Origin of the sequence: Gordonia terrae, from assembly GCF_051789125.1 — a bacterium.
Taxonomy (GTDB): Bacteria; Actinomycetota; Actinomycetes; order Mycobacteriales; family Mycobacteriaceae; genus Gordonia; species Gordonia terrae_A.
This window is the reverse complement of the sequence record NZ_CP196526.1, coordinates 4,917,066-4,934,263: the sequence shown is the minus strand read 5'-3', so window position 1 is coordinate 4,934,263 and position 17,198 is coordinate 4,917,066. Positions and strand designations below refer to the sequence as shown.

Sequence of the window (17,198 nt, the reverse complement as noted above, 5' to 3'; positions counted from 1 at the left end):
TTCCCTGGGTTCCGTGTCCTCGACAGTCGATCACCCGTGTCGACGGCGGTACTCGCGCGCGGCACCCGGATGCAGGGGGACGGAGCCGGTGAGGATCAATGACTGGGCGTCGAGGAACTGACTGCCGATCGCCTGCGACGGCACGAGGCGTGCGGACTCGTCGAGAAGCAGATCGACGACGGCCGCAGCGGTCGCGTCGGGGACGTCCCGGCGGGCGAGCAGCAGGTTCGCGACGCCGACGGTGGTGACCGCCGGATGTCGGCCGTAGATGTCGGCCGGGATGCGCACGGGCTCATACGCCGGCCCGTACTGCCGTCGTAAGGCCGACACGACACCGCCGAGGTCGAGAAGGGCGATCGGCACCCGCGGGTCGGTGAATGCCGGGGTCGGCAGACCACCTGCCCACATGACGGCATCGACTGCTCCCGCGGCGAGCGCCGCGCCGGCGTCCCGCATCGTCTGGCGAACCGGTCGGATGTCGCGGGCGGGTGCGAGGCCGGCGGCGGCGAGCACCCGCTCGGAGAGTCCCGCGGCGCCGGATCCCGGTGCGCCGACACTCACCACCCGTCCGCGCAGATCGGCGATCGTCGCGATGCCGGAGCCGGCGCGGACCGCCACCTGGAAGTAGTTCTCGTACACGCACCCGAGCGCTGTCAGCTGAGGGTTCGCACGCTCGGTGGCCGTGTCGCTGAGGCTGAGGGCGAGCTCCGCGGAACCGTTCGCCAGGGCATCGAGGTTCTCGGCCGAACCGCCCGACTGACGAGGGCGGATCGGCGGCGCGCCCACCCGGTCGGCCGCCGCGGCGAGGAGACCGGCAAATTCCCAGAAGAATCCGCCGGACTCTCCGGCCGCCAGGTGGACCGGTGCGCCTCGCTCGGTTCCGCACGCGGACAGCAGAAGCAACGCTCCCACGCCGCAGCCCCCGCGGAGCACGGTCCGCCGGTCGACCGACCCGCGCGCGTACGACATGGTGTCACCTTAGGCCCGCTGGGCATCGGCCCCTGCGTCGACGAAGGCCCGCCCCTGCTCGCGATCGAGTGGCGTCTCCGCCTTGTTGCGCAGGACGAAGATGTAGACCAGCAGCGACACCGCGATCACGACGGTGACGTAGGCGATGAACCACGGGACATGACCGCCGTTCTTCGCGGCCTGATAGATCAGCGGCGCGGTGCCACCGAACGCGGAGTTCGCGAGGGCGTAACCGAGACCGACTCCCAGGGCCCGGACATGCGAGGGGAACAGTTCCGCCTTCACGATCGCGTTGATGGAGGTGTAACCGGTGAGGATCACATAACCGATACCGAGCAGGGTCAACGACGCAGCGACCGAAGTGGTCTGGGGCAGGTAGGTGATCAGGAAGTAGGTGTACAGGACACCGCCGACGCCGAAGAAGATGAGGACCGGTTTGCGTCCGACCTTGTCGCTGATCATTCCGCCGATCGGTTGCAGCGCCATCAGGAACACCAGGCCGATGAGATTGATCCAGGTACCGGTGCGGCCGTGGTCCTCGTAGGCCGTCTTGACGATGGCCGGCGCGTTGACGCTGTAGGTGTAGAAGGCGATGGTGCCACCGATGGTGACCAGGAAGCAGACCAGCAGGGGACGCCAGTTGTTCAGCAGGAGTTCGCGAATCGATCCGGACTCGGAGTCGGCGCCGCTGCGCACGGCTTCCAGCTGCTCCGGGGTCAGCGACTCGTCCATGCTGCGGCGCAGCCAGAAGACGACGACCGCGGCCACACCACCGATGAGGAACGCGATGCGCCAGCCGAAGTCGGAGATCTGATCCTTGTCGAGGAAGCCCTGCATCACGAGCAGGGTGAGCTGTGCCAACACGTGTCCGCCGATCAGCGTGACGTATTGGAACGACGAGAAGAAGCCGCGACGCTCGCGAGTGGCGGCCTCGGACATGTAGGTGGCCGATGCGCCGTACTCACCACCGGTGGCGAAACCCTGCACCAGACGGCAGAGCACCAGGATGACCGCTGCCCACACGCCGATCGACTCCCGACCCGGCGTCAGCGCGATCGCCAGCGAGCATGCGGCCATCAACGACACACTGAAGGTCAGTGCCGCACGTCGGCCCCGACGGTCGGCGTAGCGCCCGAAGAACCAGGAACCGACCGGCCGCATCAGGAAGGTGACGGCGAAGATGGCGTACACGTAGACGGTCGAGTTCTTGTCGGCAGGGTCGAAGAACTGACTCTCGAAGTACGTCGCGAACACCGTGTAGACGTAGACGTCGTACCACTCCACGAGGTTGCCCGAGGACCCGCGCAGGGTGTTGAGCACGGCCCGACGGGTCGCTGCGGGCGAGGAGCTCGTCGGTGCGCTCCGCGCGTCCGCGGGGTGCCGGGTGGGCGAGTCGGTCATCGGTGTCCTCCAGGTCGTCGAACGTGCACCCGACCCGGGGCCGGCGTCGGTGCCCCTAACACTGTGAACGCAGTCACAGGCTCAACGGAAGCCGATCGCGGTTTCCTAACACTCCCTTAGGACTGATCGTCCGCCCCGACGTCCGCCCTCGGGATCCAGAGGTCCACCCGCAGGCCCGCAGGTCGTCCGGCGCTCACCGTCAGCTCGCCCCCGGCCCCCTCGACCAGGGCCGCAGCGATGGAGAGTCCGAGCCCGGAGCCCGGTCCCGTGCCGGCCGAGGCACGGAAGAACCGTTCCGTCACGCGGGGCAATTCGCCGTCGGTCACACCGCGGCCGGTGTCGGCCACCCAGATCCGGACGCGAGTTCCCTCGGACCGGCAGCCCAGCTCGACGGACGCGCCCGGTCCGGCGTGATGGACCGCGTTGCTCATCAGGACGTCCATCACCCGGATCAGATCGTCCTCGTCGAGTGCGGCGATCGTCGAGGACGGTCGCCCCGACGGCAGTGCGATCGACGCCGACAGTCCGGCGTCCGCGAGGGCACCCGCCCAGAAGTCGTGGCGGTCGACCAGCACCGTGGCGGCGTCGCAGACGCCGGTGGCGGAGCCGGCCGGCCGCGACTCGGCGGTGGCCAGGACGAGCAGGTCCTCGACGATGCGGTCCAGCCGGTCTATCTCCACGAGCGTCTTCTGATGCGAGGCGAGCGATCTGCCGGTCAGGCCGAGACCGAGAGTGTCGAGACGAAACCGGACCGCGGCGAGCGGATTACGCAGGGCGTGGGCGGTGTCGGCGACCAGACGGCGCTGGGCCGCGGTGGCGTTCTCGACGTCGTCGGCCATTTCGTCGAAGATCCGGGCCAGCTCACGGACCTCCGGCGGGCCGCTGCGCCGGTGATCGCGGAGTCCGTTCTGCCTCGGTTCGTTCGTGCCCGGAACGCGGTCGATGATCGATGCGCGCAGCGAGCGCACCCGGGTGGTCAACGCGGTGAGCGGGCGAACCGTCCACCGCGACAGGGCTACCGCGATCAGCGACCCCACCACGAGCATCGCGACGGCCCCACCGGCGATCACCGCCCAGGTCTCGGCGACGTCGCGTCTGGCCGCCGACGTCGACGCCTCGATGACCACCGCGCCGTCGACCTGGGTGCCGGTACCGATCGGCATGGCCACCAGCACCGACCCGGGCGACCAGGGCGTCAATCCCGACGCGATCCGGGTGCGCTGGTTGCGCAGCGCCTCGGACACGGCCTCGGCGACTTCTGGTGACTGCGCGGTGAGGCCGGCCGAGGCCCGCGTCGTACCGGCTCGATCGACCACCACGACACCTTCGCCGTAGAGGTCGCGATAGCGCTCGACGGCCTGCTGCAGCTCGGTGCCCCGCATCTCCGGTTCCCGGTCGGCGAGGTCGGCGAAGTAGACCGCGGACGCGGTCCGGCTCTCGGTGAAACGTTGCAGCCGTTCGCGACTCACCGTCGTGGCGAGGGGGACCGCCAGCCCCAGGACCACGATCGCCGAGTAGGCGACGAGCACGAGCAGCACGCGCCGCCACATCGCTCAGGAGCCCCAGCGGTAGCCGTACCCGCGGATCGTCTCGATCACGCCGGGCCTGCCGAGCTTCGCCCGGAGTGCGGTCATGTGTACGTCGAGGCTCCGGGAGATCGCGACGTAGGCGTCGCCCCAGATCGCGTCCATCAATTGTTCGCGGCTCACTGCCTCACCACGGCGTGTGACGAGGTGCGCGAGGAGTTCGAACTCCTTGGGAGTCAGTGCCACGTCGGCACCGGCCACGGTGACCAGCCGCGCATCGAGGTCCACCACGATGTCGCCGGTCGTGACCCGTCGCCGGGCGGCCGGTGACTCGTCGACGGCGCGCCGGCGGGCGGCCACCTCCAGGCGCGCCATCAGCTCGCCCAGCCGCGCCGGCTTGACCACATAGTCGTCGGCGCCCCCGCGAAGTGCCCGCACCACCGACCGCTCGTCGTGCCGCGCGGTGAGCACCACCACCGGCATCTCGCTGACGGCCCGCAACCGGCGCAACACGGTCAGACCGTCCTCGTCGGGGAGACCCAGGTCCAGCAGTACCAGGTCGAAATCCCGGTGACCGAGTAGGAGGTCGGCACCGCGGCGCATCCGACGGGGTTCGTGGCCGACCTCGTTCAGGGCGTCGACGAGCGCATCACCGACCCCGTCGTCGTCCTCCACCACCGCGATACGCATCGGGTCCACGGTACGACAGCGGCGAGAAGGGGGTTGTCAGAGCGCGATCTGCCGATTGACGTCCTTGTAGAGCAGGTACCGGAAGTTCGACGGTCCGCCCGCGTAGCAGGCCTGGGGGCAGAAGGCGCGCAGCGACATGTAGTCGCCCTCCTGGACTTCCACCCAGTCCTCGTTGAGCCGATAGACGGCCTTGCCTTCCAGGACGTAGAGGCCGTGCTCCATCACGTGGGTCTCGGCGAACGGGATCGACGCCCCGGGCTCGAAGGTGACGACGTTGACGTGCATGTCGTAGGCGAGGTCCTGCGGGTCGAGCATTCGCGTTGTGCGCCAGGCGCCGTCGGTGTCGGGCATCGGCGAGGGTTCGATGTCGCGCTCGTTGCCGAACTTCGGGGCCGGCTCATGACCGGCGATGGGCTGGTAGCGCTTGCGGATCCAGTGGAACGACACGGGGACGTCACCGCGATTGTGTGCCGACCACGGGGTGCCCGCGGGCAGATAGCCGAAACCGCCCTCGGTCAGGACGTGATCGGAGTCCGCGACGGTGACCGTCAGTGCGCCGGAGGTGACGAACACGAAGCCCTCGACCTCCGACTGCGGTTCCGGCGCATCCGAACCGCCGCCCGGGGCGACCTCCACGATCGTCTGGGCGAAGGTCTGGGCGCCGCCGGGCACGGGGCGGTTGAGAATCCAGGCGCGGGTGTCGGTCCACTCGGGGAAGACCGACGTGACGATGTCGCGGAGCACGCCACGCGGGATCACCGTGTACGCCTCGGTGACCACCGCGCGGTCGGTGAGCAGATCGGTCTGCGGCGGCAGTCCGCCGGTGGGGGTGTAGTACGGCGACGCGGTCATCGTGGTGTCCTGTTCGTCGAAGGGGTGAATGGCGTGTAGGGCTGATGGTTTCGAACTCAGACGCCGGAAGCCGGCGGACGATGGAGCGCTAGTTCACGCACCTTCGCGAGGGGGAGATCGGTCGCGGCCTCGACTTCGTCGACGGTCAATGCCCCGCACAGTTCGCCGCGGCGGATGAAGCCGGCGAGCGCGCGGGCCGTTGCGGGTTCGTCGAGCACCGATGACTCGATCCGATGCGCATAGTTGCGTAAACGCACTGCGGCGGAGTCGAATCCGTCGCGATAGAAGGCGTAGGTCGCCAGGAAGCGGGTGACCAGCTGGGCGGGGTGCAGATCCCATCCCTGATAGAAGCCGCGCTCGAGGTGGCGGCGGACCAGCCGCGCGTGCAGCGCCCAGCCTGCCTCGACGGCCTCCCGGTCGCCGACCGGCAGGATGTTGGTCGACCCGTCCGACAAGCGCACGCCGGTGCCCGCGGCGGCGAGCTGCATCACGGCCTTCGCGTGGTCGGCGGCCGGATGCTCCATCGACTGATACGCGGCAGCGATGCCGAGGGATGCCGAGTAGTCGTAGGTGCCGTAGTGCAGCGCGGTCACCCGACCCTCGCCCGCCTGGATCATCGGCGCGACGGCCGCAGTGCCGTCGGCAGCCATCACCGCTTGCGGGGTCTCGACCTGGATCTCGAAACCGATGCGTCCGTCCGGGAGGTCGTGGATCCGTTCGAGTTCTCCGGCGACGGTCACCATCGCGACGACCTGGTCGGTGGAGGTGACCTTCGGCAACGTCAGGGTCAACCCGGCGGGGAGTTCCCCGGCCTCGGCCAGTCCGGAGACGAACAGGTCGAGGGTGCGCAGGCCGCGAGCCCGCACGTCGGCCTCGAAGCACTTGAAACGGATGCCGATGAACGGGGGAGTGGTCCCGGCGTCGCGGATCGCGGCGACGGCAGCCGCCACGGCTGCGTCCTCCTCGTCGTCGGAGCGGACGCCGTAGCCGTCTTCGAAGTCGATGCGCAGGTCCTCGATGGGCTCGGTGCGCAGCTTCGCCTCGACGAGGGTCGCGAGGGCGGTTGCGTCCGAGTCGGTCCGGGCGACGGTGGAGCGGGCGATCGTGGCGAGGCCGCCGTGCTCGGCGGCGGTGTCGAGCGCCGTCTGCCCCCACTCCTCGGCGATTCGCGCCGAGTACCGGTCTGCTGGAACGTAGACCGTGTGGACCGGCTGCCGGCTGCCGTCGTCGCCCGGGTATCGACCGGACAGCACGGCGTCCGCCGGGGCCAGAGCGGCCTCGACCCCGGCGAGAAAGGCCGCACCGAGGCGACCGGGCTGCGCACTCACGACAGGCACCCCTCATCGGTAGATGGAAAAGTAATTCCGCAGAGCGGAGTTTACTGTAGGACCGGCGTCTGCCACCAGTCCTGAGCTGCGACGCCGACCGATTGTGGTTTCACATGACGGAACGTAGCGTGATCTCGGACTGTGGAGTACCGAGAAGTGCAATGGAGAGGTGGCGATGGCAGGGAGCTCGGGCGGAGTGCAATCGGTCGAGCGCGCCTTCGAGCTGATGGAGCTCATCGGACGCGCCGGCGGCGAATGCTCGCTCAGTCATCTGTCCGCGGAGTCGCCGCTGCCGCCGCCCACCATCCACCGGCTGCTCCGCACGCTCGTGGGCATCGGATACGTCCGCCAACTCCCGAACCGGTCATATGCGTTGGGGCCCCGGCTGATTCGGCTCGGTGAGGTCGCCAATCGCCAGCTCGGCGCAGTGGCTGCACCCGTACTCGGCTCCCTGGTCGCCGAACTCAGTGAGACCGCGAGTCTCGCGGTACTCGACGGCGACATGGTCATCTACGTGGCGCAGGTCCCGTCACCGCACAGCATGCGCACCAACAACGAGGTCGGACGCCGGGTCACCATGCACAACACCGCCGTCGGCAAGGCCGTCCTGGCCGAGCTCGACGACGCGCGAATCCTCAAACACGTGACCCAGGCCGGTCTCACCGCCGCCACCGAGTGGAGCGTCACGTCCCTCTCGGGTGTGTTCGCCGCCGTCGAGCAGGTACGCGCAGACGGCGTCGCCACCGACGAGCAAGAACATGAGGTGGGGGTCTGTGGCATGGCAGTCGCGGTCCCGGGTGCCCCGACGCCGATGGCGGTCGGCATCTCCGGGCCGGTCGCCCGGTTCGACGACGATCTGCGCACTCGCGCGGTCACGGCGCTGCGCACCGCCGCCGAGACCGTCTCCGAAGCGCTCATCGGGTCCCGGGAGTCCTAGCCGCGGGGGTCAGCGCTCACCGTCTCCAGAGGTCTTCTGGGAGGCCAGATTTCGGGTCGCTGGACCCTCCAGCACGTTGCCCTCGGGATCGAAGCGCGAGGCATGGAGCGGGCAGTCCCATGTCTGTTCCGCGTCGTTCCACCGCAGGACGCCGCCCAGGTGGGTGCAGAGCGGCGCGACCGACTGCGTCGTCCCGTTGACGGTGCAGACACCGCGCGGACTGATCCCGTCGTGCCCGACCACGCCGTCGCCTTCGGCGGGATGCTTCTTGGTGGGTTTGAGCAGGCCCGCGTAACCGGCGGTCATGTACGCCGCGACCTGTCCGTTGGCCGAGAGTGCCGAACGGAGTGAACCGAGACTGGTGACCTCGGAGGTCCGGAACGGGCGGAAGGTCTTCGACCACGGCGGCTCGCTACCGAGGATCCGCCCGGTCATCGCAAGTGCCGCGGCGACACCGTTTGTCAGGCCCCACTTCGCGAAACCCGTTGCCACCTGGACGTTCTCCACGCCGGGCAGGATGGGTCCGACGTAGGGGAGCTGGTCGATGGTGGTGTAGTCCTGCGCCGACCAGCGGGCGACCATCCGAGCGGTGGGAAAGTGCTTCTCGGTCCACGCCAGCAGGTCCATGACGTGCTGTCGCTCGGAACTCGTCCGACCCACCTCATGGCCCCATCCGCCCACGAGTAGCAACTCGCCGTCGTAACCGGGTCGGGTCGCGGTCCGTAGGGACACCGACGGAGTGTCGGCGCCCAGGTACATCTCGCGGGGAATCTGCTCGTCGACGGTGAACGCCGCGGCGTACGACCGTGAGAAGTGCATGCGCGCGAAGTAGCCGCCGCGGTCGAAGATCGGCTGGCCGGTCGCCACGACGACGGCATCGGCGCGGACGTCCCCGGCGTCGGTGGACAGGACGTTCGGCGATCCGTGCTTCAGGCCCTGGACCCGTACGCCCTCGTAGAGGTGGCCGCCGTGGGCGCGGAGGTCGTCGGCGAGCGCCCGCAGCACCACCATCGGGTCGATCTGGGCTTGACCTTCGAGCCTGATCGCCGTCCGGACGTCGAAGGGTAGCTCCGGGGTGTCGACGTGGGACACCGGGATGTCGTGCGCGCGGCAGACCGCGAACTCCTCCTCGACGGTCTTCGCGCCCGAGGCGGTCGAGGCGAAGGTCAGCGCCGCTCGTTCGTCGACCTTCAGGCCGCGGTGCTCGAGGTAGTGACGGAGCCAGGCCTGACCTTCGCGGTTGGCCTCGACGTAGTCGTGGACCGCGGACTTCTTCTGCCGACTCGCTATCGACGACAGTCTCGATCCCTGGAGCAGGGAGAGCTTGCCGGTGGTGTGTCCCGTCGCGGCGGCGCCGATGTGCCGCGCTTCGAGAACCGCGACGGTCTGCCCGGCTCGGGCGAGCAGCAGAGCAGTCGTGAGGCCGGTGATACCGCCACCGATGACGACCTGGTCGAAGGTGTCGATGACGTCGATGGGCATCGTCTCCGGGCGGACGTCGGGCAGGGCGTCGGAGGCGGAGTCGCCGGCCGGGTCGAACCAGAGTGTTTTCATGACCCCCGGGTTTGCCGTGATCAGGGGGAATCAAACATTTTCGACGGGGCTCACCGAGGAGTAGGGTTTTCGACTGGGAATCGAAAACGTGAGCCGGGAGTTGACCTCGAGTGCGGGTGGCCGGCGGCGAGAGGCGGTTGAGATGAGCGGGTCCACACACGGGCGGATCGAGGAGCCCGGCTCGTTGCGCGCCGACCTCGTCGTGGTGGGGGCGGGCATCGCGGGACTGACCGCCGCCCTGTGTGCCGCCGAGAACGGGCTCGAGGTGGTCGTTCTCAACAAGGGGCCGCGCTGGGATGCCACCCGCGGCGAGCAGCCCACCTCCACGTTCTATGCGCAGGGCGGTGTCGCCGTGGTGATGCCCGCGGGCCACGGAGGCCCTGTCGGTGACGATCCCGCCGACTCCGTGGACCGTCACCTCGCCGACACCGTCGCGGCGGGCGCCGGCCTCACCGATGCCTCCGCGTCGAGACCGATCCTGGAAGACGGGTGGGCGTCGGTGTCGGCGCTGATCGACTGGGGAGCCGAGTTCGACCGGGGCGTCGACGGCGCGCTGCTCCGCACCCGCGAGGGCGGTCACTCGCTGCGTCGGATCATCCACGCCGGCGGTGACGCGACCGGTGCTGCGATCCAGCGCGCGCTGCACTCGGCGGTGCGTACCGCAGCCGGCCGCGGGGATACGCCCGCGATCCGTTTCCTCGACGACGCGATCGCGACCGCGGTGCTCCTCGACGACTACGACCGCGACGACGGTCAGCAGCGGGCGCTCGGCGTCGCCGTCCTGCGCGACGGGCGTGCCGAGTCGGTACTCGCCCCGACCGTGCTGCTTGCGACGGGCGGCGCGGGACACCTCTACGCGGCGACGACGAACCCCGCAGGTGCGACCGGTGACGGCATCGCGCTCGCACTACGCGCCGGTGCCGAGGTGGCCGACCTGGAGTTCATCCAGTTCCATCCGACGATGCTCTACACCGCGGGGGCACGGGGCCGGCGCACGTTGATCAGCGAGGCGGTCCGCGGTGAGGGCGGAACACTCGTCGACGTCGAGGGCCGGTCGGTGACCGCCGGGGTCCACCCCATGGGCGACCTGGCCCCGCGGGACGTGGTCGCCGACGCGGTCGAGACCGCGATCGAACTCACCGGCCATCCGTGCGTCTACCTCGATGTCGGAGGCGTCCCCGACTTCGAGGCCCGGTTCCCGACCGTCAGCGCGGGAATCCGGGCCGCGGGGCTCGATCCCGCATCCCGTCGCATCCCGGTGGTGCCGGGCGCGCACTACCTCTGCGGCGGGGTCGTGACCGACAGCGACGCCAAGACCGCGGTCGACGGGTTGCTCGCGGCCGGGGAGGTCGCGCGCACCGGCCTGCACGGCGCCAACCGTCTGGCGTCGAACAGCCTTCTGGAAGGTCTGGTCATGGGTCGCCGCGCGGCCGGGGTCGCGATCACCCGTCGTGGCCTGCCGGTGCCGGAACGCGCGCGGCGCCCGGTCGCGGAAACCGTCCCGATCCTCGACCGCGGCCTCCTGCAGGACACGATGTCGCGCCGCGCGGCATTGCGCAGGTCGGCCGACGGGCTCGCCGAGACCGCCGACCTGCTCTCGACGGCACCTCGACGGGTTCCGCGATCGGCGCGCGACGTCGAAGATGCGGCGCTGACCCTCACCGCGTCGGCCGTCGTGGCGTCGGCGGCCGCCCGCACCGAGTCCCGGGGTGCGCACGTCCGCACGGATTTCCCGCTGACCGCCGAGGCGTCGGAGTCGCGCGTTCTCCGGCTCGTCGACGGTGAGCTGCGAGAGGCCCGTGTGGCGCTCGCCCCGCGCTGAACCGGGGCAAGTCGATGCGGGTGCCCTGGCAACAGGGCTAGATTGGCGTCGATGACCTCAGCAGACGGCCTGGCGCGCGGCCAGGTGAACCCCGACGGCCGATCGAATTCCGGTTCCGACCCCGGCGGCCGGTCTCCGGACACCGTCGTCATCGACCTCGGCCACCTCACCCTGCGCGCACTGACGTGGGGTCCCGACGACGGCCCGGTTGCGGTGTGCCTCCACGGCTTTCCTGATTCGGCCTGGACCTGGCGGCACCTGGGTCCGGAGCTCGCAGCGGCCGGTTACCGGGTCATCGCTCCTTTCACGCGCGGCTACGCGCCGTCGAACATACCGGCGGACAAGGACTTTCACGTTGCCGCGCTGGCCCACGACGCCCGCGGGATCCACGCGGCGGTGGGTGCGGGTGAGGATGCGGTGCTCATCGGGCACGACTGGGGCGCGATGACGGCCAACGCGCTCGCGCATCGCTTCGACAATCCCTACGCGGCGGTGGTGTCGATGGCGGTGCCGCCGGTGCCCGCGGTGAGGCGCTCCCTGGCCCAGGGCGCCGAAGGTGCCAGAATGCTCGGTCGTCAGATGCTCATGAGCTGGTACATCGCGTTCAATCAACTGCCCTGGGTGCCCGAGCGCAGCCTGGACACGCTGATCCCGCTGTTGTGGCGCCGGTGGCGGCTGACCCGCGGGTCCCGTCCGGCAAGTCTCGACATCGATCACGCGCTCGCGGCGCTGCCCACCCGGGCACATCGGTCAGCGGCCCTGGGCTACTACCGGGCGCTGCGTAAGCCGCGTGTCGATCCGCGATATCGCGATTTTCGCAACGACTGGCTCGGCGAACCCCGTTGCCGCACGTTGTACCTACACGGGGCCGACGACGGTTGCATGCAGTCACGCTTCACCGACCGCGTCCGCGAGGTGTTGCCGCCCGGGAGCGGCGCCGCGGTCGTCGCCGGAGCGGGCCACTTTCTCCACCTCGACGAGCCCGATGAGGTGAACGCGAGGATTCTCGGGTTCCTCTCTGAAACGCGCGGGGCCGACGGGGTGGCACCGGACGGGCCCGCTTCGTAGACTGACGCCCGGGATCTTCACGTCGTGGTCACCGGGGGGCGGCCACCGCATCGCATGCCGGGGGGTTTTGCGTGCTGGGGGCGGGCGTCGTTGCCGACGCCGCCGTCACGGCTTGAGGAGACACCGTGCGCGCGACGGGCGGTGTGGCGCGCGAAGATTTCGTCGCGAGGCAATGCATGAAGGGGAGTCCGTATGAACGGCGAGGGCTGTTGGTCGACGGTGGTGTGCCGGCCGACCGAACGCGCGGCGCTGGGACTGTCGGGTGACTCCGATTGGTTGCTGCAGTGCCGGCTGGCGATCGGGCACCGGGGCAATCACGCCACCGACGCGAGCACGCACCCGCGGCACGATCGGCGTCTCTGGCTGGAGTGGAACGATTTCGACGATCGCGCCCAGTCGCTCATCGAACGCAACCCCTGCCCGGTCCCGTCGCCCGAAGGTGCGGGATGTGTGTTCTTCGCCGGGCACGGCGGACCCCACTTCTACGCCCGTACCAACGGTCACGCGCCCTCGGTCATGACCGGTGCCGGGGCCCCGGGTCCGCATGCCGCCGGTCCCGACCGATCCGCGACCTCCCAGCACCAGCCGCCGACCCGAATGGGGACGCACCGGTTGCCCGATTCCCATCAGCCCGCCCCGCTCCCGCAGGAGCCGCCGGTTGCCGAGCCCGATCCGCGACCGGCTTATCGCGGGGGCCGTCGCTCCACCAACGCCGAGCCGTTCGTGACCGAGGACTACCAGGGTCGCCGCCACCGGACGGACGACATGAACGCAGCGGGTCCGATTACGGGCGTGCCGAATGGCCCGGTGGCCGACGTTCCGCCATCGATTCCCGTGGCACCGGAGTCGCCGTTCACCACCCCGGATGTCGAAGCGCCGTCTGGGGTACAGGTCCTCGACGCCGCTCGGCTCGAGGCCATCGGCGCGGCGCTCGACGAGGTCGCCACCGCCCTGGCTCGACTGGCCGCGGTGCTGCGCCCGTAGGCGTAGGTCAGCGCGACCGGTCACCGTGCGGCGGAATCCCCTGTTCGATTCGTCCGGCAACCATCTCGACCCACTCGCCGATGATGCGGTCGTCGTCCACCGCCAGCGGTTGCAGTCCGAGGAAGTCCTTCATGGTGCGGTGGGCGAACAGAGCGTTCAATGCGACCGCGGCAATGTCCTCCGCCTGGGGTCGGCCCATGTCGGGCACCTGACGTTGAACCCAGCTCGCCATGCCCACATACGACTCCTCCACGAGCTGCGCCAGGGTGTCGGCGAGCCGGCGAGGCCGGTCACGGAGTTCCGAGCTCACGATGCGCAGGAGCTGACTCTCCTCGTCGATGACCTGCAGCGTGTACCGGCCGACGACGGTCAACTCAGAGCGCAGATCGGTGAGTCCCTCGAAGATCTGCCGGATGTCGCGTAGAGCGCGCAGCCGGTCGAGCTGACGGTCGATGCCGGCCTCGAGCAGGACTTCTTTGGACCGGAAGTGGTGGTAGAGCCCACCCGAACCGGGCGTCAGACCCGCCGCGGCCTCGATCTGCGCCACACTCGTCGCCCGGTAACCCTGCTCTCCGAAGAGGCGCATCGCCTCGTCGATCAACCGGTCTCTGGTTGCTGCGGTCATATTCCTCGTCTCGCGGGGTCCGACATCGGTGGGTCTCGGCGATCACTGCATTGACAGGACCTAAGTGTGCACTTAGCGTAGCCAAGTAGCCCGACTAAGTGAACACTTAGGAACACTGGAGGCAATCATGGACGTCATGGTCGGCCACGATGCGCCAACACCGACTGTCTGGTTGCGACCCGACGGCAGTCCGCCGTCGGCGCCGCGCCCGTGGGATTACGGGCCCGGCCCGGTGCGGTTCGACGAGCAGACAGAATCCTGGCTGGTCACCGGCTATGACGCCGCCCGCGAAGTGTTGTTGGGCACCGGTTGGAGTAGCGACCCGGAGACCGCAGACGTGAGTCGCCGCGCCCTGCGGGCTGCCGGATTCGAGGATGCGCCGCTCGCACAGACGATGCTTACGCGCGATGCGCCCGACCACGACCGCATCCGCGGTTCACTGCGCGACGTCTTCACACCGCACTACATCGCGTCGATGGGGGCCGGGGTGGAGGCGATCGCCTCCGAAGTGATCGGCGGCGTCTCCACCGGAGAGGGCTTCGACCTGATGTCGATGATCGCCCAACCCCTCCCGATCGCGGTCATCGCAGAGTGGATGGCACTCGACCCTGCTGTGGCACAGCTCATGTGGGATGAGACGAGCGAGCTGGTCGGCGTCCTCGAGGGCACCGTGCTACCCGTCGGGCAACTGCGGCCGATCTCGGCGCTGACGGAGTTGTTCGCCGAATTCCTCGCGGTGGCAGCCCAGCGCCGGCTCGAGCCCGAGGATGACCTGCTCAGTCTCTTGGCCGCCGACCCCGAACTGGAACTCGACGAGGTCGTGTCGAACGCGATCCTGCTCGCGATCGCCGGTCACGAGACCACCGCGAAGCTGCTGGGCACCAGCATGATCCGGCTGTGCGCGGGAGAACCCGGTGGCCGGGCTATCGACACACTCGACGACGTCGGCGCCGACGAGGTTCTCGACGAGCTGTTCCGACTCGACGGGACCGCCCAGATCGTGGTCCGAGCCGCGAGCGACCGGCACATCCTGGCCGGGAACACCATCGAACGGGGAGCGCGGGTCATCGTGGCGATCGCGGCCGCCAACCGGGACCCGGAGGTGTTCGAGTCACCGCACGAGTTCCGTCCGGAACGGAGGGGGCCGGCACACCTGGCGCTCGGCTACGGGCGCCACCGGTGCCTGGGTGCGGCCCTGGCCCGGCTGGAACTGAAAACCGCCCTGCGGCAGCTGCAATCGCGAGGACCGGTGCTCGCCGGGCCGGTGACATGGCATCCCTCGGGACTGCTGAGGGGACCGAAGGAAGTGCCGATGGTGTTCACCGACGGGGGAATTCGATGACAGACCAGCCGCAGACTCCATCCGGTACGGATCGCTTCGGTACCGTCCGGGCCGGTCGCGTGAGACGCACCGTCCCGGTCGTGGGCTTCGCGGCTCGAGCTGCCGGCGGTCGCGTCGTCGCCGGCCTGCGCAACCGCACCGGTGACCCCGACGCCATCGACCGCTTCCATCAACGCACTGCCGAGCGGTACGCGGACATGCTCGGCCACTCGAAGGGGGTTCTCATGAAGGCCGGGCAACTCATGTCGACCTACGACGTCGACGCCGGCGTCGGACCCCTCGCCACGTATCAGGCTGCGCTGCAGCGCCTCCAATCCGATGCGCCGCCGATGGACCTCGCCACCACACGCGGGGTGGTGGAGGCGGATCTCGGCGGACGCATCGAGGATCTGTTCGACGAGTTCTCTCCCGAACCGATCGCGGCCGCATCCATCGGTCAGGTGCATACGGCGACGCTGACCAACGGGCAGCAGGTGGCGGTGAAGGTGCAGTACCCGGGTGTGGCCCGCGCCATTCGCGATGATCTCGCCAACACCGAACTGTTGGCCACATTCCTCAAACTCGGGATGGCCCTGACCCCGCGAGCGATGCGCACCGATCAGCGGTCCGCCGCGGCCGAGATCGCCGAGCGCATAGCCGAAGAACTCGACTACCGGCACGAGGCACGCAGCATCCGACGGTTCGCTGATCTGTACCGGGGACACCCGTTCATACGGGTCCCCGACGTGTTCGACAGCCACTCGGGCGATCGGGTGCTCACCATGACCTTTCTGGAGGGCGTGGGATGGGCCGACGCCCGCCGAGCCGATCAGCATCTCCGCAACAGCTGGGCCGAGGCGATCGGCTACTTCGGTTTCGGTGCATACCGGCACAGCAACCTGTTCAACGCGGACCCGCACCCGGGCAACTATCGCTTCGGCGACGACGGCACGGTGGGATTCGTCGACTTCGGGTGCGTCAAGCAGTTCCCCGAGTGGGTTCGTCGGGGCATCGTCACAATGTTCCGCGCGACGTGCGACGGTGATCGTCACGAGCTGTATCGACTCATGCTCGACCACGGGTTCATCACGCCGGACACCGATCTCGACATCGACGACGCATTCCAGTGGTGGGCGATGATGGCATCGAGCGTCATCGCCGAGCAGCCTCACACGTTCGTCCCGGCCGACAGCACCGGGCTGATGCAGTCCATGTTCGACGACGGGCCGATCGGCACAGCGGTCCGCAAGATGCAGATCCCCAGCGACTACGTGATGCTCGCTCGGATCAACCTCGGCATCAACGCGATCCTGAGTGAGCTGGGCGCCACCCTCGACACCCGTGATCAGCTCGACTGCGTCGACGGCGTCGGAGAACCCAGGACCCCCGCGGGCCGGGCGCACGTGGCGTGGGTCCGCGAACGGGGCCTGCCGTTCGGACTCGCCGAGCGCTGACATCACTCACCCGCAATCGCGCGACCCGGATGTACCCTAGGGGGGTACCGTTTTGGCGCCGTGGCTGGTATACCTGGTCGGGCATACCCGTGAGGGGTATCCGGACGGGAGTGACATGGACGAGCACCAGCACGGCTACATCGGCCGCAAGGACGATTACCTCCGCCGACTCAAGCGCATCGAGGGGCAGGCGCGTGGCCTGCAGCGCATGGTCGAGGAGGACACCTACTGCATCGACATCCTGACGCAGGTGTCGGCGATGACCAAGGCACTGCAGGCCGTCAGCCTCGGCCTGCTCGAAGAACACATGGCGCACTGCGTCGTGCACGCCGCGCAGGAGAGCGACGAGGCCGGCAAGGCCAAGGTCGACGAGGCCATGGCCGCGATCTCGCGTCTGGTCAAGTCCTGACCGATCCCGCCCGCCTTCCGCCCAACCCAGACGATTCCAGGAGTAGCGACATGAGCACCACCAGCACATACACCGTCACCGGCATGACCTGCGGCCACTGCGTGGCATCGGTCCGCGAGGAGATCGAGGCGCTGCCCGGCGTGACGAACGTCGAGGTCACCCTCGATGACGGATCGGTGCGCGTCGTCGCCGACCGCGAGCTGGGCCGGTCCGAGGTCGAGTCCGCGGTCACCGAAGCCGGATACGCGCTGGCCTGAC

The 17,198-nt window shown here is 69.2% G+C and carries 15 protein-coding genes and 1 pseudogene; 8 read left to right on the top strand and 8 right to left on the bottom strand.

The window, feature by feature from the left end:
• Window positions 1-30: 30 nt before the first annotated feature.
• From ACSUZC_RS22465 to ACSUZC_RS22440, 6 genes are all read right to left on the bottom strand, one after another.
• The gene (locus ACSUZC_RS22465; RefSeq protein WP_439030651.1) at window positions 31-969 is read right to left on the bottom strand and encodes a TAXI family TRAP transporter solute-binding subunit; all 939 of its coding nucleotides are present in this window, start codon (window positions 967-969) and stop codon (window positions 31-33) included.
• A gap of 9 nt (window positions 970-978) precedes the next feature.
• A complete protein-coding gene (locus ACSUZC_RS22460) occupies window positions 979-2,370 on the bottom strand; it encodes an MFS transporter (RefSeq protein WP_388055225.1) in 1,392 nt (463 codons plus the stop codon).
• Between the two features lie 116 nt (window positions 2,371-2,486).
• On the bottom strand, window positions 2,487-3,920 hold the full coding sequence (locus ACSUZC_RS22455; RefSeq protein ID WP_439030650.1) for a sensor histidine kinase: 1,434 nt from the start codon (window positions 3,918-3,920) through the stop codon (window positions 2,487-2,489).
• Between the two features lie 3 nt (window positions 3,921-3,923).
• Window positions 3,924-4,586, bottom strand: a complete 663-nt coding sequence (locus ACSUZC_RS22450; protein WP_439030649.1) for a response regulator transcription factor — start codon at window positions 4,584-4,586, stop codon at window positions 3,924-3,926.
• 36 nt (window positions 4,587-4,622) lie between these two features.
• The gene (locus ACSUZC_RS22445; protein ID WP_439030648.1) at window positions 4,623-5,438 is read right to left on the bottom strand and encodes a bifunctional allantoicase/(S)-ureidoglycine aminohydrolase; all 816 of its coding nucleotides are present in this window, start codon (window positions 5,436-5,438) and stop codon (window positions 4,623-4,625) included.
• 56 nt (window positions 5,439-5,494) lie between these two features.
• Window positions 5,495-6,766, bottom strand: a complete 1,272-nt coding sequence (locus tag ACSUZC_RS22440; protein WP_439030647.1) for a DUF6986 family protein — start codon at window positions 6,764-6,766, stop codon at window positions 5,495-5,497.
• Window positions 6,767-6,941: 175 nt separating this feature from the next.
• Here ACSUZC_RS22440 and ACSUZC_RS22435 point away from each other — a divergent pair, with 175 nt between their 5' ends.
• Window positions 6,942-7,703 (top strand): IclR family transcriptional regulator, encoded by a 762-nt coding sequence (locus ACSUZC_RS22435; RefSeq protein ID WP_439030646.1) that lies wholly within the window; start codon window positions 6,942-6,944, stop codon window positions 7,701-7,703.
• A gap of 9 nt (window positions 7,704-7,712) precedes the next feature.
• Here the strand turns inward: ACSUZC_RS22435 and ACSUZC_RS22430 are convergent, their stop codons facing one another.
• Window positions 7,713-9,257, bottom strand: coding sequence for an FAD-dependent oxidoreductase (locus ACSUZC_RS22430; RefSeq protein WP_439030645.1), 1,545 nt, complete (start codon window positions 9,255-9,257; stop codon window positions 7,713-7,715).
• Window positions 9,258-9,399: 142 nt separating this feature from the next.
• Between ACSUZC_RS22430 and nadB the strand changes: the two genes are divergently transcribed.
• From nadB to ACSUZC_RS22415, 3 genes and pseudogenes are all read left to right on the top strand, one after another.
• Window positions 9,400-11,079, top strand: a complete 1,680-nt coding sequence (gene nadB, locus ACSUZC_RS22425) for an L-aspartate oxidase (RefSeq protein WP_439030644.1) — start codon at window positions 9,400-9,402, stop codon at window positions 11,077-11,079.
• Between the two features lie 51 nt (window positions 11,080-11,130).
• A pseudogene (locus ACSUZC_RS22420) lies at window positions 11,131-12,152 on the top strand (alpha/beta fold hydrolase).
• A 187-nt stretch (window positions 12,153-12,339) separates the two neighbouring features.
• On the top strand, window positions 12,340-13,131 hold the full coding sequence (locus tag ACSUZC_RS22415; RefSeq protein ID WP_439030643.1) for a hypothetical protein: 792 nt from the start codon (window positions 12,340-12,342) through the stop codon (window positions 13,129-13,131).
• Between the two features lie 7 nt (window positions 13,132-13,138).
• Here the strand turns inward: ACSUZC_RS22415 and ACSUZC_RS22410 are convergent, their stop codons facing one another.
• Entirely contained in the window at window positions 13,139-13,756 is a 618-nt protein-coding gene (locus ACSUZC_RS22410) for a TetR/AcrR family transcriptional regulator (RefSeq protein ID WP_439030642.1), read from the bottom strand.
• Window positions 13,757-13,883: 127 nt separating this feature from the next.
• On the opposite strand from ACSUZC_RS22410, the gene ACSUZC_RS22405 reads away from it, so the two are divergent.
• From ACSUZC_RS22405 to ACSUZC_RS22390, 4 genes are all read left to right on the top strand, one after another.
• Entirely contained in the window at window positions 13,884-15,098 is a 1,215-nt protein-coding gene (locus ACSUZC_RS22405) for a cytochrome P450 (RefSeq protein ID WP_439030641.1), read from the top strand.
• A complete protein-coding gene (locus ACSUZC_RS22400; RefSeq protein ID WP_439030640.1) occupies window positions 15,095-16,531 on the top strand; it encodes an ABC1 kinase family protein in 1,437 nt (478 codons plus the stop codon). Before ACSUZC_RS22405 ends, ACSUZC_RS22400 begins: the two co-directional genes overlap by 4 nt.
• Before the next feature lie 115 nt (window positions 16,532-16,646).
• A complete protein-coding gene (locus tag ACSUZC_RS22395) occupies window positions 16,647-16,940 on the top strand; it encodes a metal-sensitive transcriptional regulator (RefSeq protein WP_159371641.1) in 294 nt (97 codons plus the stop codon).
• Window positions 16,941-16,990: 50 nt separating this feature from the next.
• Window positions 16,991-17,197, top strand: a complete 207-nt coding sequence (locus ACSUZC_RS22390; RefSeq protein WP_439030639.1) for a heavy-metal-associated domain-containing protein — start codon at window positions 16,991-16,993, stop codon at window positions 17,195-17,197.
• The last annotated feature ends 1 nt before the right edge of the window (window position 17,198 follow it).